Origin of the sequence: Arthrobacter methylotrophus (genome assembly GCF_039539965.1) — a bacterium.
GTDB classification, from domain to species: Bacteria; Actinomycetota; Actinomycetes; order Actinomycetales; family Micrococcaceae; genus Arthrobacter; species Arthrobacter methylotrophus.
The window spans coordinates 4662267-4686364 of sequence record NZ_BAABED010000001.1 but is presented as its reverse complement, the minus strand read 5'-3'; the positions used below and the strand labels follow the sequence as shown (position 1 = coordinate 4686364).

Below are 24098 nucleotides of genomic sequence, written 5' to 3'. Positions count from 1 at the left end.
CTCCCCCAATACGGACGTCCAGACACGGAACGACCCCCGCCGATTTTGTTGGTGGGGGTCGTTCGTGCGCCTTGCTTAGAGGAAATACCCCGAGACGTCCGCGATGAGTTGTGCGGTACCGGAGGAACGGTTGTACAGATTGACCTTTCCATCTGGTCCTATTGGAATAGCGACGCTATTAGGGACAATCTGTCCGGTAGCGTAGTTCAGGTTCGAGGCATTCGGGAGGGCTGCTCCCGAGGGATAGGCCGTAACAAAACCGAACGATGTCGGATTGGCAACTGTGAGGTTGAAGACCGTCGCTGCCGCGGTCGCCGGGACACCTCCAACTCCACCTACTTGGAACGAGATTGTTCCGTCCCCCGGCACAGCCGTGGTGTTCCTTGTATCAAGGAACCGCGTTGGGGCGATCGGCTGGAACGTACCCGGGAGCGTTGCTACGCCTGCCAGGTAGTATCCCGAAACATCGGCTATGAGTTGCGCAGTGCCGGTGGACTGGTTGTACAGCGTGACCTTGCCATCTGCTCCAACCGGAACCGTGACGCTGTTCGGGACGATTTGTCCGGTGGCGTAGTTCACGTTGGATGCGTTAGGTCTCGCAGTGCCAGAGGCGTAGGCCGTGACGAACCCGAATGAAGTTGGGTTCGCGACCGTCAGGTTAAAGGTCACCGCCGAAACGCTTGCCGGAATTCCGCTGGCTCCGCCCACCTGGAACGATACGGTTCCGTTCGGAGCCACCGGCGTGGGGGTGCTCCTTGTATCAAGGAACCTGGTTGGCGCGATGGCTTGGAAGGCTCCGGCGGCAGCAGCTGTTCCAGCGACGTAATACCCGGAAACATCGGCGATCAGCTGGGCGGTGCCGGTGGACTGGTTGTACAGCGTGACCTTGCCATCTGCCCCAACAGGAACCGTGACGCGGTTCGGGACGATTTGTCCGGTGGCATAGTTCACGTTGGATGCGTTAGGTCTCGCAGTGCCAGAGGCGTAGGCCGTGACGAACCCGAATGATGTTGTGTTCGCGACCGTCAGGTTAAAGGTCACCGCCGACACGCTTGCCGGTATTCCGTTCACTCCACCGACCTGGAATGAGACTGTCCCGTTGGGAGCCACGGGGCCGCTGCTGATCCTGGTGTCGAGCAATCGCATCGGCGTCAAGGGCTGGAACGCGCCGGGCGGTAGCACTGCTTCCGTGAGGCTGTAGTCGTCCGTAACCAGCGTTCCCAAGCTGGTAAGGGTCAGGGCCATAGTCATGGCAGTGGCACCGGCAGGCACGGGTGGAGAGGTATAGGTGACCTGGGTGTAGGCCGCGGAGGCAGGATAGAGCGGACTCGACGTCCAGTACTGCCAGTTGCCCTGGCCCAGTCTGTAGTAGAGCTCGAATTGGGTATTCGTCGTCGAGTTGTACCAAGCCGACATCGTGTATCTCTTGCCCGGCGTTACCGTTGGGGTGCATTGGCCCGTATCAAGTGGTGGCAGTATTTTGGCGTCACCGTCCGCGTAGGTGGTCATCACCAGTTGTTCGGCAGCGGTCCCGGTGTGGGCCGCGGCCACCGTGCTGTAGGTATAGGTGTTGTTGCCGTAGCCTCCCGGAACCCAACACGAAGGCGCCCCTCCCACGACAGGGCCGGCGGTCTCAAATCCGGGATTACGGAGCAGATTTCCGGACGTAATGGGCGCAGGCGGCGGCGGGCCGGCCGGATTGGTCTTTACAGTGCCGCCAATCACTTGGTCGACGGTTTTGACAATGATCCGTCCCGCAGCCTGCTCGGCCACCAGAAAATCAATGAGGGAATTGAAGTTTGCGGTAGTCACGTTGAGCGGGTTATTCGCGACGTTGATGTGGTGGAAGGTGTATTGCATCCAGCCGCCGGCCGGCTCGGCTTTGAGCGTCAGGTCCTCCAAATTCTGCAGCGTCCATGTGCTGTCGACTTGGTCCGGCGCCTTCGTGAGATAGGGGTCCGCGGGAGGCATGGTCTCGGCGAGGGGCATACCCGCTGATGCAGGAATCTGGCTAGCGATATCACCCAGTCCACGAGCGCTGTTGTATCCGCAACCTTGAACAATGGTCTCTATAGCCGGGGTTGACGAGGCGTATGGGTATGCAAAGTTCGTTACGCGCAACCCCATGTTTGTCAGGTTTGTGCGGTCATCGCAAACCTGCCGGGTAACCTCACCCGCGTCAGCTTGGGCGAGGTCGGGGTGGGTGATGATGTGTCCCCCAATCTCATTTCCCGCTGCCTGAAGCGCGAGAGCCTGCGCAGTTGTCATGTGCAGGCTGTCGGAGTTTAGAAAGCCTGACGGCGTATAGAACGTTCCGTGAAGGCCTTTGGAGTTCATGTAGGCCGCGGCAGCCATCTGATCGACGTGGGCATCATCGAACGTAAGGGTCACGGTGACGAGGCTGGCCGCCTGGGCCGCCGGTGCCAGCAGGACCACGTTGAAGAATGTCGCCAGAACAAATAACGCCGTGCCCATGGCAGCGGCGGCGGTCCAGTGGGTTCTGTGAATTTTCCATGGCCAGCCCCGTTCCGGGACCGAAGCAACCGTCCACCGGTCCGCCCCCGCAGAGGTTTGTTGGAATAGCGTATCGCTCTGCCTGGATCGTTGCATGGGACCGAACTCGATTCACAACTTCGGCTCGTCCCCACGTCCTGCCAGGATATGGCCCGAACGAACCTGAACGGGCATTCTCTCCGCCACCTGAACGCTCCGGTGGCCGACGCTCCCAAGCTACTTTCGTTTCCAAGCATCGGATTGAGTGGCCGCTACCTGTCTTTCGGGGCCACCACTCTAGTTTCACGGGTATCCCCCCGGCATCAAGTAAGGAGAGACGCTCAGCGTCGAAAGCCGCAGTGCAGACGGGCTAGTCGCCCACGCAACCGGCGTGTACAGTCGTTTTTCGCAGCCCCTTTCGGTCAGGCTCGCCCGACCGGGTCCGAGGAGTAAGGAGTGCTTGTGACGCTGCCTGCAGTCGACAAACGCGAACAGCCTGCACACGAGCACAAGAACCCGGCCCGCGGCTTTGCGTCGAAATCTGTTGTCCGGCTGGTCGTCGGCCTCGCCATCGTTGCGCTCTTCGCGGTCGTGCGGGTGCTCGCCCCGCGGGCGTCAGAATCCTTTGTACTTCCCGACGCCGCCCGCGACTTTGCCACGCTGTCAATCAGTGTGGTCATCGAGTCCCTTCCCTTCGTTTTCCTCGGGATTGTCCTCTCGATCGCCGTCCAGGTCTGGTTGCCGGACGGCGTCCTGCTGCGTCGCCTACCACGGAGCCCGCTCTTGCGGAGGCTGGTCCTTTCGCTTCTGGGCATGCTGCTACCGGTCTGTGAGTGCGGGAATGTTCCCTTGGCTCGGGGCTTGGTGGTCAAGGGCCTCACGGTTGCGGAGTCGATGACTTTCCTGTTCGCAGCCCCCATCCTGAACCCCGTGACCATCGTCACCACAGCGCAGGCGTTTGGCTGGGACAACGGCATCCTGGTCTCCCGGGTCCTTGGTGGTTTCTTTATTGCAAACCTTGTCGGCTGGATCTACAGCAGGCATCCGCGCCCCCAGGAGCTGCTGACCACTCGCTTCCAGGAGACATGTACCGTGGCGGACCACCAGCGCGGCTCGGCCGGTAAGGTGCGGCGCAGCGTGCAGATGTTCTCTCAGGAGACGCGCGCGATGATGCCTGCCTTGTTCATTGGTGCAGGGATGGCGGGGCTGATCCAGGTTGCCGTCTCCCGCGAAGTGTTGGTCACTCTGGGCAGCAATCCGGTCTGGTCTGTCCTGGCGTTGATGCTGTTGGCGTTCGTCGTCGCGATCTGCTCAAACGTGGATGCTTTCTTTATCCTTTCGTTCGGAGCAACGTTCATGCCGGGAGGCATCGTGGCCTTCCTCGTCTTCGGTCCGATGATCGACGTGAAAATGCTCGCCCTGATGCGGACAACCTTCACCGCGAAAACCCTCCTTCAGCTCAGCCTTCTGGTTGCGCTATGCGCGGCCGTCCTCGGATTGGCGGTCAATTATGGTCATTAGGCGCCTCGTAGCCCGCTGGCAAGGTGTGGTTCTCAGCCTGATCGGCCTCATCGCCACAATCTGGCTGGGTCTGACGGGGCAGCTTGCCTTGTATATCCATCCACGATATTTCGTGTTCACGATCATCATGGCAGTGATCGCCGCCGTCCTTGCCCTGGCGGCCTTCGCATTTGCTCCCACGGTCCAGGACCGGCACGACCACGAACACGACGAGGAGAGCGATTCCCGGTGGGGCTGGCTGTGGCCCGTCGGAAGCGTGCTGACCATCATCGCCGCGATCGTCGCCTTGCTGATCCTGCCGCCGTCGACCCTAACCACGGCAACTGTCGCCCAGCGCGACCTCAACGGCTCAGCGTCCGCCCTCACGCTGAAAGCACCCGCGCTGCCGAGCAAGGGAGACTACTCCGCTTTCACGGTGAGGGACTGGGCGTCGTTGCTTCGTTCCGGTGCCGGGCAGGACTTTTTCGCCGACAAGACCGCCACCGTCACCGGTTTTATCACCCCCGATAAGAGTGATTCCAATGTTTTCTTCGTGGCCCGATTTGTGGTGACCTGCTGTGCAGTTGATGCCCAACCGATTGGCGTTCCCGTCTATCACCCCGGGTGGCAGGACCAGTACAAAACCGACAGCTGGGTCACAATCACCAGCAGCTTCCGGGCCAATCCCAACCCCACCAGCCGCGAGGCAATCGTTTTGATGCCGGATTCCATCACCCCCACGACACAGCCGGCGCAGCCCTATGTCTACTAAGCGCCGTCCCGTCTCGGCCAAACGGGCTGCAGCCATCGCGGCCGCGGCCGAGCTCCTGGCCGGACGCCGCTTCGCCCGTCGCCTCTACGGCACCATCGTGATCCTCGCCCTCCTTGCCGGCGGCCTGACCGCCGCGGACCTTTCGAAGCTGCCGCACCCTAACTCCACCTCGGCCCTCGCCCACTCCGCCACCCCCGCGGCGTTCGCCCTGTACAGCCTGCAAAGGGAAACCGCGAAAGACAACACGGGGCTGAAGAAGCCGGACACCATCCTTGGCACAAGCCTCTCCGGGAGCGACCAAGGCACTGTCGTCGTCAGCGCCCACCGCATCCAGGAGTATGCCGCCCTCCCCTCCGCCCTCGCCGTCGTCACACTCAATGACGACAACACGAGTTCGCTCGAGATCGTCCCCCTCACGGGCGGGCCGCCCACGCTTGTTCCGTTGCCGAGCCTGGGGACCGTGGGCAATCTTCACGCAGCGGGATCCAATCACCTCATAGGTTTCACTTTCACCGCTTCGTCCACCACCGGGCAGTACTGGAATACACTCTTCGTCTACGACATCAATGATCCGTCTGCGGGTCCGCAGGCGGTCCAGGGAATCCACGGTCCTGTCTCAGCCGCGGACTGGCGATTTGTCCCGGGAGCGGCCACATTGGTTGCGCGGACAGATGACGGGTCCACGTTTCTCATTGACCCGCTGGACAGCGGCAAAGTATCGCCCCTGGGGACGCACGCGGGGATCCTCGGGTTCCCCGGAACGAACGAGCTCGCCGTGAGCGACCCGGGGTTGAAGGTGGGCATTGACCCGCCGCGGTACTCGATCATCAATCTCTCCAACGGCGCCCTCGCGCCGCTGCCCCTCGCGGGAGGCGCTCCGCCCGACAACACCAAAAGCGGCACCACCGCCGACGGCCAGCCCTTGGTCCTCGATAGTTCCGGCCAGTACGCGCAGGTGGTGAGAAAGTACGACGCCGGGAAGGAGACCTCTGACATTACTCTCACCGACAAGAACGGCACTCGCGTGCTCTACCAGCCAGCAGCCGAATGGTCCCGCCTCCTGGATGTATGCGTTTCTCCGGCGCGTGACTACCTCGCCGTCGAAACGGCCGCCCCGCAATATGTCGGCGACCAATATCCCGTCCGCCCCGAACCGTCCCCCATGCGGACAGACCTCGTGGACCTGAAATCTGGCACCATCCTGAAAAGCGTTCCCGGGTTTCTCCCGAGCTGGTGCGGCTGAACGAACTGGGCAAACGGACGGCTCGGCGGCCGTGAACGTGTCTGCCGAACTCGACGTGAAATTCCAAGACTTCCAAGCCGCAGTGGAACTCCTGCGAACCGTCGACTACCCGGTGGAGGTGAGCGCGGAACAAGCGTGGCCCCATTTCAGGGGCTGGCGCGTCAACTACGAAGAAGTCGCCTACGCAATCGACGCCCCGCCCTCAATGTGGAGCGGCCCAGGACGCTTCGCGTCCGAGCCCATCATGCCGCACCGGCCAAAGAACCGCACCGCCAAGGAGGTCAAGCCGGAAGACCCCTAAATGATTGCCCAGAGGAAAAACGGGTGATTCGGGGCGCGTCCCGGGTCCCGGCAGGCGCCTGGCGACGCGGAAATGGCCAGCCGACACGGAAAAGGTCTGACGACCCCCGAATACGGGCGGCGCCACGGAATATCCGCGGCGCCAGGCAATTACAGTGTCGCTGGGGCCTCAACGGCCACGCCAACACTAATGAGGAGCTCATCGCAGCCGCCCGTGCGCAGATTGCCTTCCTCCAAGGGCAACCCCCGAGAGCCTGACTTCCGGCCATGGCGGACATCGCCTTCGGCCGGCCCGCGTAGAACGTCAGGTGCGTAATCGCCTCGCTCAATTCGGCCTCGCTCAGTCCGTTGGCCTTGGCAAGACGCAGGTGCCCAAAAAGCTGTTCGGAGCTGCCGCTCGTCACAAGACAAGGAACGGTATTGAGGCTCCGGTCTCGATTGGCCAACTCGGGCCGTTCCCAGACGAATGCACCTCGAACCCTCCGACTAGTCATGGGCTCGACTCTACCTACTGCGCGTCAACTTAGGAGTTCAGGTGCGGCAAGTCCGCCCGACCGGCGAGCTGCAGGACACGCGCCGCCAGACGGGCTCAATCGCCCAACTGCTCCAGGATCCGGGCCAGTTCGGCACGATCCCCTGCACTGAGCCGGGCAAAGTACTCGGAAGACTTGCCACGCCGTTCGGCACTGATTTTCGCAAAGAGTTCCTGCCCTGTTGCCGTGGCGGCGAGCAGGGTGGCGCGACGGTCCGTGGGATCGGCGGTTCGGCACACGAGACCCTTGAGCTCGAGCTGGTCCACTACCTCAGTGGCGGAACGTGGTGCAATACGCAGCCATTCCGCGAGGTCCTTCAGTCGCATGGGGTTCCCAGCCGGTGCGTCGATTCCCGCCGTGGCATCCCGCCTTCGCATCAGGGTCATGAGCGCCCGCCATTGGTGCGGCGTCAGCTCCCAAGGCGACAGTTGCTCGGCCCAGGTCCGGCGCAGCCCTCGGAAGGCGGCATGAAAGAGGTCGCCGAGGTCGGCAGGGTCGGAGGGCTGTGAGTGCATGCAGCTAGTCTAACAATTTGACCCGTAACCACATAGTGAGGTAACCTCTGTATTAGAAGCACGAATCCCGTGCCCGTTCACCACTGGAGGTGGTGCTTATGACGGAGAACACCCCCAATCCCCATGGATCAGGCTCCGGCTCCCGAAATCCCGGTCGTGGTCCTGCGCGCCTCAATCCCGCCGATCGCGGCCAACTGAAACAGCATCCCGTGAGCCTCAACCGGATTGCCGGACTGTTCGCGCCGCACAAGGCGACCATAGCCGTCGTCGTGCTTCTCATTAGCGCTTCCAGCATCATCGGCCTGGCGCAGCCGTTCCTGGTCCGCCACATCATCGACGTCGCACTGCCCGGCAAGGATCTGCCGCTTCTCGCGTGGCTTGCCGCCGGATTGATCGCTGTGGCAGCCGCAACCGCGCTCATTGGCGTGCTGCAGACCTGGATGACCACCGGCATGGGGCAGAAGATCATGCACTCGCTGCGCACGCGCTTGTTCACCCACCTGCAGCAGCAATCACTGGGATTCTTTACCCGGACCCGCAGCGGCGAGGTGCAGTCGCGGTTGAACAACGACATTTCCGGCCTGCAGCAGGTCATCACGTCCACCGCGACCGGTGTTGCCTCCAACCTGACCACGGCTATTGCCACCGCCATCGCAATGGTGGCCATTTCACCCGGGCTCTCGCTCCTCTCGCTGATAGTGATCCCGCCGGCTGTCTGGTTCACCCGCCGGGTGGCCCTGCTCCGGCGCAACATCACGTCCACGCTGCAGAGCGAACTGGCCACCATGAACACGCAGGTGGAGGAAGGGCTGTCGGTCTCCGGCGTCCGGCTTTCCAAAACCCTCGGAACCACCAAGCGCGACGCCCACCACTACACGGAAAGCTCCAAACGGCTGATCGGCCTGGAGATGCGTTCCCAACTGGCCGGCCGCTGGCGGATGTCCACCATGGGCATCATCTTCTCGGCCATTCCGGCGCTCATCTACCTGGCCGCTGGACTACCCGTCACCAGCGGAGGCATGACCATCGGCACGCTCGTGGCGTTCACCGCGCTGCAATCCGCCATCTTCCGCCCCGTGATGAGCCTGCTGGACCTCGGCGTCCAATGGGTCACCGCGATGGCCCTGTTCAGCCGCATCTTTGAATACCTGGACCTGACTCCCGAGATCACGGCCCCGGCGCAGCCCGTGCCGCTGGATCCGGCCGCTGTGCGCGGCGAAGTCCGCTTTGAGGGCGTCCGTTTCGCGTACGACGGCGGCACTGACGTTCTGCGCGGCATCAACCTTACGCTCCCGGCCGGGACCAGCACCGCAATCGTGGGGCCCACAGGTTCCGGGAAATCGACGCTGGGCTCGCTGGTCCCCCGCCTGCATGACGTCACTACCGGACGGATCACCATCGACGGCGTGGATGTCCGCGACATCGCCCCGGAGACCCTGACGAAAATCGTGGGCGTCGTGTCCCAGGAGACGTACCTTATCCATGACACCATCCGGGAGAACCTGCTGCTGGCCGCACCCGAGGCGGACGACGCACTCTTGTGGAGCGCACTGGCCTCCGCGCAGATCGCGGACCTGATCGGGGGACTGGCCGACGGCCTGGAGACGATGGTCGGCGCCCGGGGCCACCGGTTTTCCGGCGGAGAGCAGCAGCGTTTGGCCATTGCCCGCACCATCCTGCGCAACCCCAAAGTGCTGGTCCTCGACGAGGCTACCTCCGCCCTGGATAACGCCACCGAGGCCCAGGTCCAAGCGGCGCTCGATCGGCTGGCCGTTGGCCGGACGACGCTCACCATCGCCCACAGGCTCTCCACCGTGGAGAAGGCAGATCAGCTGGCGGTCCTGGCCGGTGGTGCGATCGTCGAGCTCGGAGTTCCGAGCCAGCTTCGCGATGCCGGCGGCGCCTACGCACGGCTTGCCGAGACCCGGCTTGCCGAGGGCAGTGAAACTGAAGAAGCCCTGGCCGGACTCACGGCATGAACCGGTACCCGATCCCCACCTCGGTGATCAGGTGGCGCGGGTTCCCCGGCTCCGATTCAAGCTTCCGGCGGAGCTGGGCCATGTACACGCGCACGTAGTTGGCTTCCTTGGCGTAGGCCGGACCCCAGACCTCGCTGAGGAGCTGCTGCTGGGTGATGAGTTTCTCCGGATTCCGCACGAAGAGGTCCAGGATCCGCCACTCCGTCGGCGTGAGCCGGACATCCTCGCCGTCTCGCGTCACCCGCCGCATGGCCAAGTCCACGGTGAACGACTCGGTGACCAGTACGGGCTGTTCTTCGCCCGGGTCCGCGGTACGCCGCAGGACCGCCCGGAGGCGCGCCAGCAACTCATCGAGGCCGAACGGTTTGGTGATGTAGTCATCCGCGCCGGCATCGAGGGCTTCGACCTTGTCTTCGGAGCCGTGGCGGGCGGAGAGGACCAGAATGGGCACGCTGCTCCACGCACGCAGACGCGTGATGACCGTGGTTCCGTCGATGTCCGGCAAGCCCAGGTCCAGGATCAGGACGCCCACCGGATGCTTCGCTGCCGAGCGCAAGGCCGATTCGCCGTCGGACGCCGTAGCCACCTTGTAACCGTGGGCCTGGAGCGTTATCCGCAGCGCCTTGACGATATGCGGATCGTCGTCCACCACGAGGACGTTGCTCATCTCGCCTCCCGGGAAACGTCATCCGGACTGCCCGACGGCGGCATGTGGCGGCGCTCCAAGAGCACCGATTGCGCTTCCAAGGGAGCCTGCGCTGAGTCGTGCGGGAACGTCGCCCCGGTGGAGAGGGGAAGCCGGATCACCATGGTCAAGCCGCCACCCGGTGTCTCCTCAGCGGTGAGGGTTCCGCCCATGGCCTCCGTGAATCCCTTGGCCACGGCGAGCCCCAAGCCAACCCCGGTGGTGGAAGGGACGTCGTTAAGCCGTTGGAATGGCTGGAACATCCTGACAACGCTTTCAGCCGGGACGCCCTGCCCGTGATCGATGATGCGCAGTTCTCCCGCCGGTTTCCCGTTCAATGTCGAAGAGCTGAAGCCGCCCGCGGCTCCCACCAGCACTACGTCGGAATCCCGAGCGTATTTGATGGCGTTCTCCACGATGTTGGCGATGACGCGTTCCAGCATCCCGGCGTCGGCATCGATCTCCGGCATGTTCCCGGGCAGGTCAACGCGGACCCTTCCCTGCGGTACGCCATGCAGGGCGGCCGGAATCACTTCGTACCAGCGCACCGGGCGGATGAGGGCGTTCACCGAGTCCGAGGTAATGCGGGACATGTCCAGGAGGTTCCCCACCAGGACGTCGAGCCGGTCCGAGCATTCCTCGATGGTCGCCAGCAGTTCCTGCTCTTCCTCGGGCGTGTAGTGGACGTCTCTTTGCCGCAGGCCGCCCACGGCCAATTTGATCCCGGCCAGTGGAGTCCGCAGGTCATGGGAGACCGCGCGCAGGATGGAGGTGCGCATGGTGTTGCTCTCCGCCAAGCGCATGACTTCACGGCGGCTAACGGCCAATTGCCGCCGTTCAAGCTGGGCCGAAAGGTGCGCGCCGAATGCGCTGAGCAGCCGGCGGTCGCTCGCAGGCAGGATCCGGCCGGACAGGACCAGCCGGGTTCCGGCGTCGATCTGTTCGGTGTTGTCGCCGCCGTCGGGCGAGAAGGGTGCCGCCTCCCCCGCTCTTGCGACGAGCCTCCAGCCGCCGGCCGTCCCACCAGTGGAACCCGCGCCGGCGGTCCTGAACAGCGCCGCCCCGCGCATCTGGAAGACGTCCAGTGCCTGTTTCAAGAGTCCTTCCACGGTGTCTTCGGCGCTCGATGCACCCCGGGTGAGGTCGCCCAGGGTGGTGGCTTCGGCCCTGGCCCGGGCGGCTTCCTTGGAACGCCGGGCCGAGACGTCCACCACTGCGGCTACAGCGACGGAAACGCCCACGAACACGAGCAATGCCAGGATGTTCTCCGGATCGCTGATGGTCAGGGTGCCCTCGGGCGGTATGGAATAGAAATTCACCAACAGGCTGCTCCACAGGGCGCCCAGCAGTGCCGGCCACAGTCCGCCGAGCAACGCCACGGCAACAGAGCCCGTGAGCTGGACAAGGACGGCCGTCGCAATGTTGTGCGAAGGGCTCGCAGCCAGCAGAAGCTGCAGAACAATGGGAAGGACAACGGCCAGCGCAAAACCCAAGGTGACTCGAGTGCGGCCGAGGTCACGCTGCTTCGTCCGGTCGACTCCCCTGCCGCCCAAAGGATGCGACACCATGTGCACGTCGATATCACCGGAGTCCCGCACCACCCGGTTGCCGATTCCCCGGCCGGTCAGCCGCCCCACCAGGGTCCGTCGCCGGGAAATCCCGACGACGATCTGGGTCGCGTTAACGCTGCGGGCGAAATCGAGCAACGCCTTGGCTGGATCCTCCCCTGCCACCGTGTGGTAGCTCCCGCCCAGATCCCGGACCAACAAGCGCTGGGCTTCCAAAGCCTGCGGCGATTCCGACGCCACGCCATCGGCCGCGCGGACGTGCACTGCGAGCAAGTCGCCACCGTTCACCCGTTTGAGGATCCGGGCGGCGCGCCGGATGAGGACTTCCCCCTCGGGACCGCCGGTGAGGCCGATGACGATCCGTTCCCGGGCGGGCCAGCTCGCCTCGATCCCTTGCTCCGAACGGTACTTGGCCAGTCCTTCGTCCACGCGGTCGGCGAGCCAGAGGAGGGCCAGTTCCCGCAATGCGGTCAGGTTGCCGAGCCGGAAATAGTTGGACAGCGCGGCGTCGATCTTGTCCGCCGAATAGATCTTCCCGTCGCCCAGCCGCTGCCGCAGCAGCTCCGGCGAGATGTCCACAAGGTGGATCTGGTCCGCGCGCCGCACCACGTCGTCGGGCACTGTCTCCGCCTGCCGGACATCCGTGATGGCGGTGACGACGTCGCCGAGCGACGCCAAATGCTGGACGTTGACGGTGGAGAGGACGTTGATACCGGCGTCGAGCAGTTCCTCGACGTCCTGCCAGCGCTTCGGATTGCGGCTTCCGGGAATATTCGAGTGGGCGTATTCGTCGACGACGGCGGTGCGCGGCTTGCGTGCCAAGACCGCGTCAACGTCCATCTCTTGGAAGCTCGTGTCCCGGTACGTGATGGTGTGCGGCGGAATGACTTCCAAGCCGTCCATCAAGGCGCGGGTGTCGCCGCGCCCATGGTCCATGGCGAAAGCCACCACCACGTCTTCACCACGTCCACTCAGCCGGTGGGCCTCTTCAAGCATGGCGTAGGTCTTACCGACCCCCGGGGCAGCCCCCAGGAAAATACGCAGCGTTGCCCGTGCCATGTGGTCATTCTTTCACTTGGCCGGTGCTGCCGCGGCGACATCCAGGTTCAATTCCGTGACGTTGACCGAAGGCTGTCCCAGGAAGGCCTCGAGTCCCGTGACCGTGCGCCGGTCCACCATGGCCTGCACCGTTTCAGGACTGAGTCCGTGTGCCTTGGCCACCCTGGGCACTTGGAGCCGGGCATAGGCCACCGAGATCTGCGGATCCAGCCCGGAACCACTCGCTGTCACGGCGTCGGCAGGGACCTCGGACTCCTTGACCCCCTCTGCCGCAGCGACGGCAGCACGGTTGGCTTTGACGGCGTCGAGCAGTTTCGGATCGTTGGGTCCGAGGTTGCTGGCGGAGGACGCCCCCGGGTCCCACTTGGCGGCCGAGGGGCGGGCATGGAACCACAGGGGACTCTGGGTGCCGGCGTCGTTCGCGGAGACTTGTGCAATCAAAGCCGATGCTGCGGGCTTTCCGGACGCGTCTTTCACGATGGAGCCATTGGCTTGGAAGGGTGCAATCGCTTGGCCGATGCCGAAAATCGCCAGCGGGTAGAGCAATCCAAGGACCACGGTGGCCAGGAGCAGGAACCGCAGGGCCGTTCCTGCTTGCCGAAGATAGCCGGGAAGGGTGTTCATGATGCTCCTAGCCAATGCCGGGGATGAGGGAAATGAGCAGGTCGATGAGCTTGATCCCGACGAAAGGCGCCACGAGTCCACCGAGGCCGTAGATGGCCAGGTTCCTCGCCAAGGCCTGGTTTGCCGAGACGGCACGGTACTTGACGCCCCGCAGGGCGAGCGGAACCAGGGCGATGATGATCAGGGCGTTGAAGATCACCGCGGACAGGATGGCGGAGGACGGCGACGCGAGGCCCATGATGTTCAAGAGCCCGAGCCCGGGAAAAGTGCCCGTGAAGAGCGCCGGAACGATCGCAAAGTACTTCGCGACGTCGTTGGCGACCGAGAAGGTGGTGAGGGCTCCGCGGGTGATGAGCAGCTGCTTGCCTATGCCCACGATGTTGATGAGCTTGGTGGGATCCGAATCCAGGTCCACCATGTTGGCAGCTTCCTTGGCTGCCGGCGTACCGGAGTTCATGGCGACGCCCACATCCGCCGCGGCGAGCGCGGGGGCATCGTTGGTGCCGTCACCGGTCATAGCCACGAGCCGGCCCTGGGCCTGCTCGTCCTTGATGACGGCCAGCTTGTCTTCGGGAGTGGCCTCGGCGACGAAATCGTCAACCCCGGATTCGGCGGCGATGGCCTTGGCCGTGATGGGGTTGTCACCGGTGATCATCACCGTCCGGATGCCCATCCGCCGCAGTTCGGCGAAGCGGGCGTGCATGCCCGGCTTGACCACATCGGCCAGGTGGATGGCGCCCAGGACCCGGGCTCCGCCGTCGTTCGCGACTCCGGCGACCAAGAGCGGCGTGCCGCCCTGGGCGGAGATTTCCTGCACCTTGCGGTCCACTTCGGCAGGCGTCTGCCCGCCGAAGTCGGCGACGAACTTGGCGACGGCGGTGGCGGCGCCCTTGCGGATCTTCCGCCCGTCGAGGTCCAGGCCGCTCATGCGCGTGCTGGCGCTGAATTCGACCACCTCGAAATCTACCGAGCCCTTCAGAAGGGCAAGCAGGTCCGGGCCGCTGACGCCCTTTTCCGCCGCGAGCTCCACGATCGAGCGTCCCTCCGGTGTCTCGTCCGCCAAGCTGGAAAGCCGGGCCGCTTCGATGAGTTCCGTCCGTTCGACGTCGTGGGCAGGGAAGAAGTTGACCGCGCGGCGGTTGCCGTACGTAATGGTGCCGGTCTTGTCGAGCAGAAGCGTGGTGATGTCTCCAGCAGTCTCCACGGCGCGACCGGACGTGGCCAAGACGTTGTGCTGCACCAATCGGTCCATGCCCGCGATGCCAATGGCCGGCACCAGCGCTCCGATGGTGGTGGGGATCAGGCAGACCAGCAACGCCACCAGGACAATGGGCGACGGCGTTGCGCCCGCCAAAGAGGCGAACGGGGCCAGGCTCATGGTGACGGCCAAAAACACGATGGTCAGGGAAACAAGGAGGACATGGAGGGCAATCTCGTTGGGCGTCTTTTGCCGGACGGCGCCTTCCACGAGCTTGATCATCCGGTCGATGAACGTTTCGCCTGCCTCCGCTGTAATGCGGACGGCGATGCGGTCCGAAAGGACCTTGGTGCCGCCGGTCACCGAGGAACGGTCGCCGCCGGATTCGCGGATGACGGGCGCGGACTCACCGGTGATGGTGGATTCGTCTACGCTCGCCAGGCCCTCGATGATTTCGCCGTCGGAGGGGATGACGTCTCCCGCTTCGCAAATCACGACGTCGTTCTTCCGCAGTTCCGTTCCCGGCACCTCCTTGGTGGTACCGTCCTCAAGCCGGAGCCGGGCTACAACGCCTTTCCTGCTGGCCCGGAGGCTATCGGCTTGGGCCTTGCCACGGCCCTCCGCAATGGCTTCCGACAAGGTACCGAAGAGCACCGTCAGCCAAAGCCAGATTGTGACCGAGATGCCGAACACGGCCGGTTTGAAGATACAGATGGCCGTGCAGAGAGCCGCCCCTACCAGCACGGTGAACATCACCGGAGAGTGGATCATCTGCCGCGGCCCCAGCTTCCGCACAGCAACTGGCAGGGCAGCCCGGATGCTGGCGAAGTCTAGCTTGGCTGGCGCCTTGGTGTGGTGCTTGTGCTCCCCCGGGGTGCCGAGGGGATTGCCGTCCGCGTAGGTCTGGGCGGCGGTGTCCTTGGCGAAGGCCGTGCCGGACTTGGTCATTTGAGGAGTCCTTCTGCGAGGGGGCCCAAGGCAAGGGCCGGGAAGTAGCTCAAGGCGGTCATGATCACCGTGACGCCGAGCAAGAGGGAACCGAAGAGCCAGCCGTGGGTCGGGACAGTGCCGGACGACGCCGGGACACGGGGTTGTTTTGCCAGGGAACCGGCGAGCGCCAGCACGAGGACCATGGGCAGGAAACGGCCGAGCAACATGGCCAGTCCCATCATGGTGGACAGATAGGGTCCCGAGCTGCTGATCCCGCCAAACGCCGAGCCGTTGTTGTTGGCCCCGGAAGTGAAGCCATAGAGCACTTCGCTGAATTGGTGCGGCCCGGAAGCTGGCGCGTTGGCCATGGCGTCCGGAAGCAGCACGGTGACACCGGCGAGCGCCAGCACCACGACGGGTGTTACGAGGATGTACATTGCCGTGAGCTTCATTTCCCGGGGCCCGATCTTCTTGCCCAGGAATTCCGGAGTGCGGCCCACCATCAGCCCGGCAATGAACACCGACACAATCGCGAGGACCAGCAGGCCGTAAAGCCCTGATCCCGTGCCGCCCGGGGCGACCTCACCGAGCATCATGTTCACCATGGCCACCCCACCAGCCAGGGGCGGCAGGGAATCGTGGGCCACATTGACGGCTCCCGTGGAGGTCAAGGTGGTGGCCGTGGCAAAGATCGAGCTTTGGGCGGCACCGAGTCGCTGCTCGAAGCCCTCGCCCAAACCTCCGGCAGCCGCCGTCGCGGTGCCTTCCGCGGAGGCGACGGCCCAGCCCATCAGGGCCGTGGAGCTCAGCCAGAGCGTGCCCATGACCCCGGCTACCGTGTAGCCCTGCCGCTGGTCCCCCACCATGCGGCCGTAGGCATACGGCAACGCAGAAGGGATGAGGAGGATCAGGAAGACCTCGAACATGCTGATGAAGACGTTCGGGTTCTCGAACGGGTGCGCGGAATTGGCGTTGAAATAGCCGCCGCCGTTGGTGCCCAGGATCTTAATGGCTTCCTGGGACGCTACTGGTCCGCCGGGGATCGTCTGGGTGACGCCCGTCGCCTGGTTGATGACGTCGGTGGACCAGAAATTCTGCACCACGCCGCCGATGACCATCACAACAGCCGCGAGCGCAGCCATCGGAAGCAGTACACGGAACGAGGTGCGGGCCAGGTCTACCCAGAAATTCCCCAGCCTGTCCGTCCGGGTTCTTGCGATGCCGCGGATCAGGGCGACCACCACCACGATCCCGACGGCGGCAGAGAGGAAGTTCTGCACGGCAAGGAGGCACATCTGCACGAAGATGCCCATGGTGGATTCAGGGACGTACGTCTGCCAGTTGGTGTTGGTGGCAAAGGAGATAGCCGTGTTCATGGCCGTCCAGGGATCGACGCCAGGCAAGGAATTGTTTCCGGGCAGGACACCTTGGAGCCGCTGGAGCAGGAACACCACCAAGATGGACACTGCAGAGAAGACCAAGACACTGCGCAAGTAGACCGACCAGACCTGCTCGGTGTCTGGGTCCACCCCGGCCAGCCGATAGAACAGCTTTTCTGCGCGGCTAGATTTCTTGCCCTCAAAGACACGGGCGAGGTACACGCCCAGCGGCTTGTGCATCAAGACAAGCAGCATGAGCAGGACTGCCACCTGGGTGATGAAGGAGGCAACGCTGAAAACCATCCGCGATCACCACTTTTCCGGATGGATCAAAACGGCCAGCAGGTAGCCGAACAAGCAGAGGCCTGCAACGAACAGGACCAACCACATCACGGCGTCGGCGCTCACTGTCCACTCACCGGCCCGTCGCGATCCACGATCTTCCCCAAAAGGTGGGCTATCCACATCACGATCCCCATGGACACCACGAAGATCCCCACAACAGCCACGTCGGCCATTGGAACGTCCTTTCATCCGCGCCCCGTTTGTGGGGCTGATGCCAGTCAACTCCGTGGCGAGCGACGAAAAGGCGTTCCTAACGGTTCCTTAATGCGGTCCCGGCTTATCTTGACGCGGTCTTAATGCCGCCCCAGCTACCCGGCAGCAGAACACGATCCTCCATCAGATATGCGGCCTCAATCCCAAACGCTCGCTCACAAAGAGGTGATCGAGCGTCGTACCAACCCCGACGGCAACAACGCCCGCACCCTTGACAGAGCCCCCGCGAGACATGAATGATACGAGCCTCACCAGCTTTGTCCCTTCCCCTGGACAATCGCCAAGTTGGTGTCCGGCCTTGTCGAAAGAGCGTAGTGACAGTCATCGTGTGGGCGTGTTTTTCGGTCGGGATGGCGGGATTGCTCCTGACCTGGATGAGCGTGATCGGAACGCTCATAGTGCCGCGCTCGCTGCGCAGCACGCTTTCACGGGTGACCGCCTTGGCCACAATGAGGGTATTTCTTGCCATCACAAAACCCGTCGCCTCTTACGAAGTACGTGATCGGATCCTTGCCTGGCAGTCTCCGATGTCGCTCTTCGTCCGCCTGCTGGTTTGGGTCATCCTGTTCGATTTGTCGTTCAGCCTCCTCCTGCTCCCCTTCGTCGACGGTGACATGTGGCAAGCCGCAAGCGAAGCCGGCTCCGCGATGTTCACGCTCGGCTACGCTGCCCCCTCGAATGTCGGCAACACAGTATTGGTCTACGTGGCCGCATACACCGGACTGATAGTCATCGCATTGCAGATCGGTTACCTGCCAACGCTTTACGCAGCTTTCAACAGGCGTGAAGCGGAGGTAACACTCCTGGTATCGAGGGCAGGCTCACCCTCATGGGGACCGGAACTTCTAGTGCGCACGCGGTTCGGCATGGCCGCTCAAACCAGCACCAGCGAGCTCAGCGAGCTTTACCGCACGTGGGAGCGATGGGCCGCTGACGTGGCCGAGTCACACAGCACCTACCTCACCTTGGTATGGTTCCGTTCACCCTCGCCGCAATCGAACTGGCTCAACTCCCTCCTCAGCGTCATGGACGCGGCCGCGTTGCAGCTTTCCCTGAGCCCGGAGTCTGCCCCGAGCACTCGGGCACGGCTGGTCCTTCGAATGGGGTTCACATGCCTGAACCAAGTGGCACGTGCCATCCGTATCCCGGTCGACGACGATCCTGATCCCGATTCCGAACTCGACGTGAAATTCGAAGACTTTCAAGCCGCCGTGGAACTCCTGCGAACCGTCGACTACCCGGTGGAGGTGAGCGCGGAACAAGCGTGGCCCCATTTCAGGGGCTGGCGCGTCAACTACGAAAAAGTCGCCTACGCACTCGCCTACGCGATTGACGCCCCGCCCTCAATGTGGAGCGGCGCACGACGTTTCGCGTCCGAGCCGATCATGCCGCACCGGCCGAAGAACCGTACCGCCAAGGAGGTCAAGCCGGACGATCCGCAAATGATTGCTCGCCGGAAGAACGGATGATTCGCGGCGCTTCCCGGGTCCCGGCAGGAACGTGGCGACGCGGAAATGGCGAGCCGACACGGAAAAGGTCTGACGACCCCCGAATACGGGCGGCGCCAGGCAATTACCGCGGCGCCAGGCACTTACCGTGTCGCCCGAACCAACCCCGAACCAACGGAGAGCCGCGTTCTAGATCTGCCGCTTCGACGAGATGACCCCGGTGTTGAAGCCAGCCAAGTGAAGGCCGCCATGGAAGCGCGCGTGCTCGATCTTCACGCAGCGGTCCATCACCACGTTCAGTCCTGCTTCCTGGGCACTCCTGGCAACCTCCTCGTGCCAGGAACCGAGCTGGAGCCACAGGGTCTTGGCGTCTGCCGCCACGGCTTCTTCGAGTACCCCCGGAAGATCGTCGTGCTTACGGAAAACGTCCACAATGTCCGGGGACTCGGGCAGATCGGCCAAGGAAGCGTACGTGGGCTGGCCCAGGATTTCCTTGACCACCGGGTTCACGAAAAACAGGCGGTACTTGGTGGACGATTTCAGGTAGCTTGCCACAAAGTAGCTGGCACGGGAAGGCTTGTCCGAAGCGCCGACGATCGCGATCGTCTTGGCTTGGCGGAGCAAGTTAAGCCGTTCCGGCGCGGATGGACCTTCCCAGGTGCGGATTCCGTTGTTGCTCATGCGCCCGCTCCAATGCTCTTGCTGTCCAGGCTGCAGGAATCCGCAGCCTCCCCAAGGACGACGGCGGGTTCCGCCAGGGCGTCCTGTGCTTCCGTGAGTGCCTGGTCCAGATCCCAGAGAATGTCCTCGAGGTCTTCGAGGCCCACCGAAATGCGGACGAGGTCTTCGGGAACACCCGCGGATTCCAGCTGTTCGGGGCTGAGCTGCTGGTGGGTGGTAGATCCGGGGTGGATCACGAGGGTCCGAGAATCGCCGACATTGGCCAGATGCGAGGCCAGTTGGAGGGCCTCGATGAACTTCTGGCCTGCGGCACGGCCGCCCTTGACGCCGAACGAAAAGACCGAGCCTGGTCCCAGCGGCAGGTATTTCTTGGCCCGCTCGAAGTGCGCATGCGAAGGAAGCCCGGAAAAATTCACATAGGCCACGCGGGGGTCCGCTTCAAGCCATTCAGCCACTGCCTGGGCATTGCGGAGGTGCTCGTCGAGGCGCTGGGGGAGCGTCTCCACGCCTTGCAGAAGCTGGAACGCCGATTGCGGGGACAGGGCCGGTCCGATGTCGCGCAACTGCTCGCAGCGCAGCTTGGTGAGGAATCCGTATTCACCGAAGTTCCCCCACCAAGACACGTTGCCGTAGGAAGCAACGGGTTCGGTCATGGTGGGGAATTTGCCGTTGCCCCAATTGAACTTTCCGCTTTCCACGATGACGCCGCCGAGCGTGGTGCCGTGTCCGCCGAGGAATTTGGTGGCCGAGTGGATCACAATGTCCGCACCGTGTTCGAAGGGCCGCACGAGGTAGGGCGTGCTCAAGGTGGCGTCCACCACGAGGGGGATCCCGGCGTCGTGCGCCACCTTGGCCAGCCCCTCAAGGTCCTGGACCTCGGAGGAGGGATTGGCCACCACCTCGACGAAGATCGCTTTGGTGTTCTCGCGCACCGCGGCGGCGTAGTCCGCCGGGTCCGTCCCGGGAACGAACGTGGTGTCCACGCCGAAGCGGCGCAGCGTGACGTCGAGCTGGGTCACCGTACCGCCGTAGAGCTGGGAGGCGGCCACGATATGGTCCCCCGCCTGGGTCAGCGCCGCGAAGGTGATGAACTCCGCCGCCATGCCCGAGGACGTAGCCACGGCGCCGATTCCGCCCTCCAGGGACGCGATGCGCTCTTCGAACGCAGCCACGGTGGGGTTGCCGATCCGGGAATAGATGTTGCCGTACTTCTGCAGCGCGAAGAGGTTGGCGGCATCCTGGGTGTCCTTGAAGACGAAGGACGTGGTCTGGTAGATCGGCACCGCGCGGGCGCCGTGTTCGGCGTCAGGAGTCCCGCCGGCGTGCAGGGCGCGGGTGCGGAAGCCGAAACTGCGCTCCGTCATTACGCGTTCACCAGCTTGGTGGTTGAGTCGGCCTGTGCCACGGGTGTCCCGGAGAGGTCCAGCTCGACGCCGTTCTTGCGGGCCAGATCAGCCTCAAGTTCCCGGACGATCGGCAGAATATCCCGGCCGAAGGCGGCCACCTCCTCCTGGAAATGCAGGTAGCCGGTGAGGAAAAGGTTCACGCCGATCTTTTTGTACTCGACGATCCGTTCCGCGATCTGCTCCGGGGTGCCGATCAGCTGGGTCTTGAAGCCGTCGTTGTACTGGACCAGATCCTCAAAGCTCGAGTCGGCCCACATGCCCTTGCCGTCCTTCGTGGAAGCTCCCGCTTCCTGGACCGCGGCGCGGAATCCTTCGACGGCGGGCTTGTGCGCCTTCTCGACGATCTCCCGGAGCGTGTCGCGCGCTTCCTTCTCGGAATCGCGGGCGATGACGAAGCCGTTCAGGCCGAACTTGGGAGAAGGCAGCGCCGGGAGAGCGCCCTCGGTGCCGCGCCCGCTCTCGCCGGATGCCGCGACCACGCCGGCGATGTTCTCCTTGAATCCTTCAAGGTCCTTCCCGTTGGAGAAGTACCAGTCCGCAACGCGGCCGGCTGTGGCCTGCGCGGCTGTCGAGTTGCCGCCGAAGAAGATCTCCGGGTGGGCGCGCCCGGGCACCTGCACCGGCGCCGGGTTGAGGGTGAAATCGGTGATGTTGTAGTACTTCCCGGACTGGCTGTATTCCTGCTCGGTCCACAGCCCGCGGAGGACCTTGATGAATTCTTCAGTGCGGACATAGCGTTCGTCATGTTCCAGCCATTCCAGGCCGAAATTCGTGAACTCGTTCTTCAGCCAGCCTGAGACGATGTTGACGGCGGCGCGTCCCTGGGAAATGTGGTCCGCCGTAATGATGTACTTCGCCAGTACCCCGGGATGCCACATGCCCGGGTGGACGGCGGCAATGACCTTGAGTCGTTCGGTGGCGGCCAGCAAGGCGAGGCTGAACGACGTCGCCTCATGCTGCTTGTCAGCACCGTACGAGGCTGCATAGCGCGTTTGGGTCAGTGCGTATTCGAATCCGGAATTCTCCGCGATGCGGGCCAGTTTCTTGTTGTAGTCAAAGTCCCATCCGGTGCGCTGCTCGATGGTGGAAACCACCAGGCCCCCGGAGACGTTCGGCACCCAGTAGGCGAACTTGAGCGGTTCGGAGAGCCGCGCGACGTTGCTGATCTCGGTCATGAATTTTCCTTTACTAGGGCCCGCTCGCGCAGGACGTCCTGGATGCCGGCGATCGCCGGTTCGTTCTGGAGTGAGGTTGTATCGCCCAAGGCGGTTCCCTCGAAGAGTTGGGTGAGCAGCCGGCGCATAATCTTGCCGCTGCGGGTCTTGGGTACGTCAGCCACGACGACGACGTCGCGCGGCTTTGCGATCGGGCCGATCTCCTGGGCCACGTGGTGACGCAGTTTCGCGGCAACCTCACGTGAAGCTCCGCCCTTGAGGACTACGAACGCGACGACGGCGTGCCCCGTCTTAGGATCGGGCACGGGACAGACCCCGGCCTCCACGACGTCCGGATGGGACACGAGGGCCGACTCGATCTCGATCGTGGACAACAGGTGACCGGAGACATTGAGGGTGTCGTCCACCCGTCCGAGGATCCAGATGTCGCCGTCGGAGTCGTATTTCGCTCCGTCGCCGGCAAGGAACCACCCTTGTGCCGCGTACTTGCTCCAGTACGAATCGAAGTAGCGCCGCGGGTTGCCCCATACGGTCCTCGCGATCGCCGGGCCGGGACGGTCCACCACGATGAACCCGTGGACGCCCGCCGGTACCAAGGCGCCGGCGTCGTCAACTACCTTGGCACTGACTCCAGGCAGCGGCCGGGCAGCGCAACCTGGTTTGAAGTCCGTGTCCGTCGGGGCTGGCGAAAGGATGGTGGCGCCGGTTTCCGACTGCCACCAGGTGTCGACGACGGGAGCGCTGCCGCCGCCAAGGTTCTTGCGGAGCCATCGCCATGCTTCAGGATTGACTGCCTCGCCTACCGTGCCAAGGAGGCGGATGGACGAGAAATCGTAGGTGTCCGGCACGCCGTCCGGGAACCAGCCCATCAGGGAACGGACCAGCGTGGGCGCCGTGTAGTACTGAGTGACCTTGTAGCGTTCGATGATTTCGAAGTGGCGGCCCGGATGTGGCGTATTGGGCGTGCCTTCGAAAATCACCTGGGTGACGCCATTGGAGAGGGGCCCGTAAATCTCGTAGGTGTGCGCTGTCACCCATGCGAGATCGGCGGTGCACCAATGGACGTCGCTGTCCCGCAGTGCCGGATCCGGGTTGCTGAAGAGGTGCTCGAAGCTCCATGAGGCTTGCGTGAGGTAACCGCCCGAAGTGTGCACGAGGCCCTTTGGCTTACCGGTTGTCCCCGAGGTGTACATGATGAAGAGTGGAGTCTCGGCGTCGAAGGCTTCAGGCTCGTGCACTTCCGAGGCCGGTTCGACGACGTCGTGCCACCACACATCGCGGCCGGCCACCATGGGGATCGTGTCGAGTTCGTCGCGGGCAGTGGTGCGGTTGACGACCAGTACCCGCTCGATAGCGTTGTCCCCCGCGACGGCGGCATCCGCGTTTTCCTTGACCTGAACCGCGACGCCCCGCCGGAACTGACCGTCCGTAGTGACAAGGAGCTTCGCCTGGGTGTCCTCGACGCGGAAGCGCAGGGCCTCGGCGGAGAAACCTCCGAACACGAGCGAATGGATCGCTCCGATGCGCGCCACTGCGAGGGTAATGATGATTGTTTCGGGAATCACGGGGAGGTAGATCACAACGCGATCGCCTTTGCCGATGCCGAGTGCCAGAAGGGCGTTTGCAGCCTTGGAAACCTCGCGCAGGAGCTCCGCATAAGTGATGGCGCGGCGGTCGCCCGGTTCGCCTTCGAAGTAGAGGGCAACCTTGTCTCCCCGTCCCGCGGCGACGTGGCGGTCCACACAGTTGTACGCGACGTTGAGCTTTCCTCCGTCAAACCACGTGATGTCGGGTCCACGGCCTGCGGAAACGTCGCTTGGCACCCAACTGTGGGCCGTTTCCCAGGGCCTGCCATTCGATCGTTCAGCCCAGTCCAAGCGGAGGGCCTGCGCCTCCCAGAACGCCACAAAATCGTCCGTGACTTCATCACGTTGCTGGGACATAGCAATACTCCATCGTTTCCTGGCTTGGCACCTTCGGCGCACGCGGACTGGGTAGCTCGCCCGGCTGGCGAAACGCTGGTTACGGTCTCATCGATCCGGCCCCTTTTGG

General features: G+C 63.7%; 19 protein-coding genes. 6 read left to right on the top strand and 13 right to left on the bottom strand.

From position 1 onward, the window contains the following. Positions 1–75: 75 nt before the first annotated feature. Positions 76–2610 (bottom strand): polysaccharide deacetylase family protein, encoded by a 2535-nt coding sequence (locus tag ABD884_RS24115; protein ID WP_345053433.1) that lies wholly within the window; start codon positions 2608–2610, stop codon positions 76–78. Positions 2611–2955: 345 nt separating this feature from the next. On the opposite strand from ABD884_RS24115, the gene ABD884_RS24110 reads away from it, so the two are divergent. From ABD884_RS24110 to ABD884_RS24095, 4 genes are read left to right on the top strand one after another with little or no spacing between them, the layout of a single operon-like run. Beyond that, a complete protein-coding gene (locus ABD884_RS24110) occupies positions 2956–4014 on the top strand; it encodes a permease (protein WP_345053430.1) in 1059 nt (352 codons plus the stop codon). Beyond that, positions 4004–4765, top strand: coding sequence for a TIGR03943 family putative permease subunit (locus tag ABD884_RS24105; RefSeq protein ID WP_345053426.1), 762 nt, complete (start codon positions 4004–4006; stop codon positions 4763–4765). The genes ABD884_RS24110 and ABD884_RS24105 overlap by 11 nt, the downstream gene beginning before the upstream one ends. Beyond that, positions 4755–6008: a hypothetical protein gene (locus ABD884_RS24100; protein WP_345053423.1), complete on the top strand. Its 1254-nt coding sequence runs from the start codon at positions 4755–4757 to the stop codon at positions 6006–6008. The genes ABD884_RS24105 and ABD884_RS24100 overlap by 11 nt, the downstream gene beginning before the upstream one ends. 31 nt (positions 6009–6039) lie before the next feature. Beyond that, entirely contained in the window at positions 6040–6309 is a 270-nt protein-coding gene (locus ABD884_RS24095; protein WP_345053420.1) for a hypothetical protein, read from the top strand. On the opposite strand, the gene ABD884_RS24090 is transcribed toward ABD884_RS24095, so the two are convergent. Both ABD884_RS24090 and ABD884_RS24085 read right to left on the bottom strand, forming a co-directional pair. After that, positions 6290–6802: a carboxymuconolactone decarboxylase family protein gene (locus ABD884_RS24090; RefSeq protein WP_345053416.1), complete on the bottom strand. Its 513-nt coding sequence runs from the start codon at positions 6800–6802 to the stop codon at positions 6290–6292. The two genes, ABD884_RS24095 and ABD884_RS24090, sit on opposite strands and share 20 nt — an antisense overlap. Before the next feature lie 95 nt (positions 6803–6897). Beyond that, positions 6898–7356, bottom strand: coding sequence for a MarR family winged helix-turn-helix transcriptional regulator (locus ABD884_RS24085; RefSeq protein ID WP_345053412.1), 459 nt, complete (start codon positions 7354–7356; stop codon positions 6898–6900). A 98-nt stretch (positions 7357–7454) separates the two neighbouring features. On the opposite strand from ABD884_RS24085, the gene ABD884_RS24080 reads away from it, so the two are divergent. Further along, the gene (locus ABD884_RS24080; protein WP_345053408.1) at positions 7455–9335 is read left to right on the top strand and encodes an ABC transporter ATP-binding protein; all 1881 of its coding nucleotides are present in this window, start codon (positions 7455–7457) and stop codon (positions 9333–9335) included. Here the strand turns inward: ABD884_RS24080 and ABD884_RS24075 are convergent. Genes ABD884_RS24075 through ABD884_RS24050 form a run of 6 tightly spaced genes read right to left on the bottom strand, consistent with a single transcriptional unit; the run spans position 9325 to position 17186 of the window. Beyond that, the gene (locus ABD884_RS24075; protein ID WP_345053403.1) at positions 9325–10002 is read right to left on the bottom strand and encodes a response regulator; all 678 of its coding nucleotides are present in this window, start codon (positions 10000–10002) and stop codon (positions 9325–9327) included. The genes ABD884_RS24080 and ABD884_RS24075 overlap by 11 nt on opposite strands. After that, complete coding sequence (locus tag ABD884_RS24070; protein WP_345053399.1) at positions 9999–12647, bottom strand: DUF4118 domain-containing protein; 2649 nt, start codon at positions 12645–12647, stop codon at positions 9999–10001. The genes ABD884_RS24075 and ABD884_RS24070 overlap by 4 nt, the downstream gene beginning before the upstream one ends. Positions 12648–12659: 12 nt before the next feature. Beyond that, positions 12660–13271, bottom strand: coding sequence for a K(+)-transporting ATPase subunit C (gene kdpC / locus ABD884_RS24065; protein ID WP_345053393.1), 612 nt, complete (start codon positions 13269–13271; stop codon positions 12660–12662). Between the two features lie 7 nt (positions 13272–13278). Next, positions 13279–15417 (bottom strand): potassium-transporting ATPase subunit KdpB, encoded by a 2139-nt coding sequence (gene kdpB / locus ABD884_RS24060; RefSeq protein ID WP_345053385.1) that lies wholly within the window; start codon positions 15415–15417, stop codon positions 13279–13281. Continuing rightward, entirely contained in the window at positions 15414–17081 is a 1668-nt protein-coding gene (gene kdpA, locus ABD884_RS24055) for a potassium-transporting ATPase subunit KdpA (RefSeq protein ID WP_345053378.1), read from the bottom strand. The genes kdpB and kdpA overlap by 4 nt, the downstream gene beginning before the upstream one ends. A gap of 6 nt (positions 17082–17087) precedes the next feature. Continuing rightward, positions 17088–17186: a potassium-transporting ATPase subunit F gene (locus tag ABD884_RS24050; RefSeq protein WP_345053369.1), complete on the bottom strand. Its 99-nt coding sequence runs from the start codon at positions 17184–17186 to the stop codon at positions 17088–17090. A 464-nt stretch (positions 17187–17650) separates the two neighbouring features. On the opposite strand from ABD884_RS24050, the gene ABD884_RS24045 reads away from it, so the two are divergent. Next, positions 17651–18805 carry a hypothetical protein gene (locus ABD884_RS24045; RefSeq protein ID WP_345053364.1) on the top strand — a complete coding sequence of 385 codons (1155 nt, stop codon included), beginning with the start codon at positions 17651–17653 and terminating at the stop codon, positions 18803–18805. A 168-nt stretch (positions 18806–18973) separates the two neighbouring features. On the opposite strand, the gene ABD884_RS24040 is transcribed toward ABD884_RS24045, so the two are convergent. The 4 genes from ABD884_RS24040 to acs are packed head-to-tail and all read right to left on the bottom strand — an operon-like array spanning position 18974 to position 23989. Then, positions 18974–19465, bottom strand: coding sequence for a CoA-binding protein (locus ABD884_RS24040; protein ID WP_345053359.1), 492 nt, complete (start codon positions 19463–19465; stop codon positions 18974–18976). After that, complete coding sequence (locus ABD884_RS24035; protein WP_345053356.1) at positions 19462–20829, bottom strand: O-acetylhomoserine aminocarboxypropyltransferase/cysteine synthase family protein; 1368 nt, start codon at positions 20827–20829, stop codon at positions 19462–19464. Before ABD884_RS24035 ends, ABD884_RS24040 begins: the two co-directional genes overlap by 4 nt. Next, positions 20829–22046 (bottom strand): dimethylsulfone monooxygenase SfnG, encoded by a 1218-nt coding sequence (gene sfnG / locus ABD884_RS24030; protein WP_345053353.1) that lies wholly within the window; start codon positions 22044–22046, stop codon positions 20829–20831. The genes ABD884_RS24035 and sfnG overlap by 1 nt, the downstream gene beginning before the upstream one ends. Next, complete coding sequence (acs, locus tag ABD884_RS24025; protein WP_345053348.1) at positions 22043–23989, bottom strand: acetate--CoA ligase; 1947 nt, start codon at positions 23987–23989, stop codon at positions 22043–22045. The genes sfnG and acs overlap by 4 nt, the downstream gene beginning before the upstream one ends. Positions 23990–24098 lie beyond the last annotated feature (109 nt).

What these genes read in the sequence shown, in the direction of transcription:
- ABD884_RS24085 (WP_345053412.1), bottom strand. Translation starts at nt 7,356, where the DNA reads ATGCACTCACAGCCCTCCGACCCTGCCGACCTCGGCGACCTCTTTCAT.
- ABD884_RS24080 (WP_345053408.1), top strand. Translation starts at nt 7,455, where the DNA reads ATGACGGAGAACACCCCCAATCCCCATGGATCAGGCTCCGGCTCCCGA.
- ABD884_RS24075 (WP_345053403.1), bottom strand. Translation starts at nt 10,002, where the DNA reads ATGAGCAACGTCCTCGTGGTGGACGACGATCCGCATATCGTCAAGGCG.
- sfnG (WP_345053353.1), bottom strand. Translation starts at nt 22,046, where the DNA reads ATGACCGAGATCAGCAACGTCGCGCGGCTCTCCGAACCGCTCAAGTTC.
- kdpA (WP_345053378.1), bottom strand. Translation starts at nt 17,081, where the DNA reads ATGGTTTTCAGCGTTGCCTCCTTCATCACCCAGGTGGCAGTCCTGCTC.
- ABD884_RS24115 (WP_345053433.1), bottom strand. Translation starts at nt 2,610, where the DNA reads ATGCAACGATCCAGGCAGAGCGATACGCTATTCCAACAAACCTCTGCG.
- ABD884_RS24035 (WP_345053356.1), bottom strand. Translation starts at nt 20,829, where the DNA reads ATGACGGAGCGCAGTTTCGGCTTCCGCACCCGCGCCCTGCACGCCGGC.
- kdpC (WP_345053393.1), bottom strand. Translation starts at nt 13,271, where the DNA reads ATGAACACCCTTCCCGGCTATCTTCGGCAAGCAGGAACGGCCCTGCGG.
- ABD884_RS24100 (WP_345053423.1), top strand. Translation starts at nt 4,755, where the DNA reads ATGTCTACTAAGCGCCGTCCCGTCTCGGCCAAACGGGCTGCAGCCATC.
- kdpB (WP_345053385.1), bottom strand. Translation starts at nt 15,417, where the DNA reads ATGACCAAGTCCGGCACGGCCTTCGCCAAGGACACCGCCGCCCAGACC.
- ABD884_RS24105 (WP_345053426.1), top strand. Translation starts at nt 4,004, where the DNA reads ATGGTCATTAGGCGCCTCGTAGCCCGCTGGCAAGGTGTGGTTCTCAGC.
- ABD884_RS24070 (WP_345053399.1), bottom strand. Translation starts at nt 12,647, where the DNA reads ATGGCACGGGCAACGCTGCGTATTTTCCTGGGGGCTGCCCCGGGGGTC.
- ABD884_RS24090 (WP_345053416.1), bottom strand. Translation starts at nt 6,802, where the DNA reads ATGACTAGTCGGAGGGTTCGAGGTGCATTCGTCTGGGAACGGCCCGAG.
- acs (WP_345053348.1), bottom strand. Translation starts at nt 23,989, where the DNA reads ATGTCCCAGCAACGTGATGAAGTCACGGACGATTTTGTGGCGTTCTGG.
- ABD884_RS24040 (WP_345053359.1), bottom strand. Translation starts at nt 19,465, where the DNA reads ATGAGCAACAACGGAATCCGCACCTGGGAAGGTCCATCCGCGCCGGAA.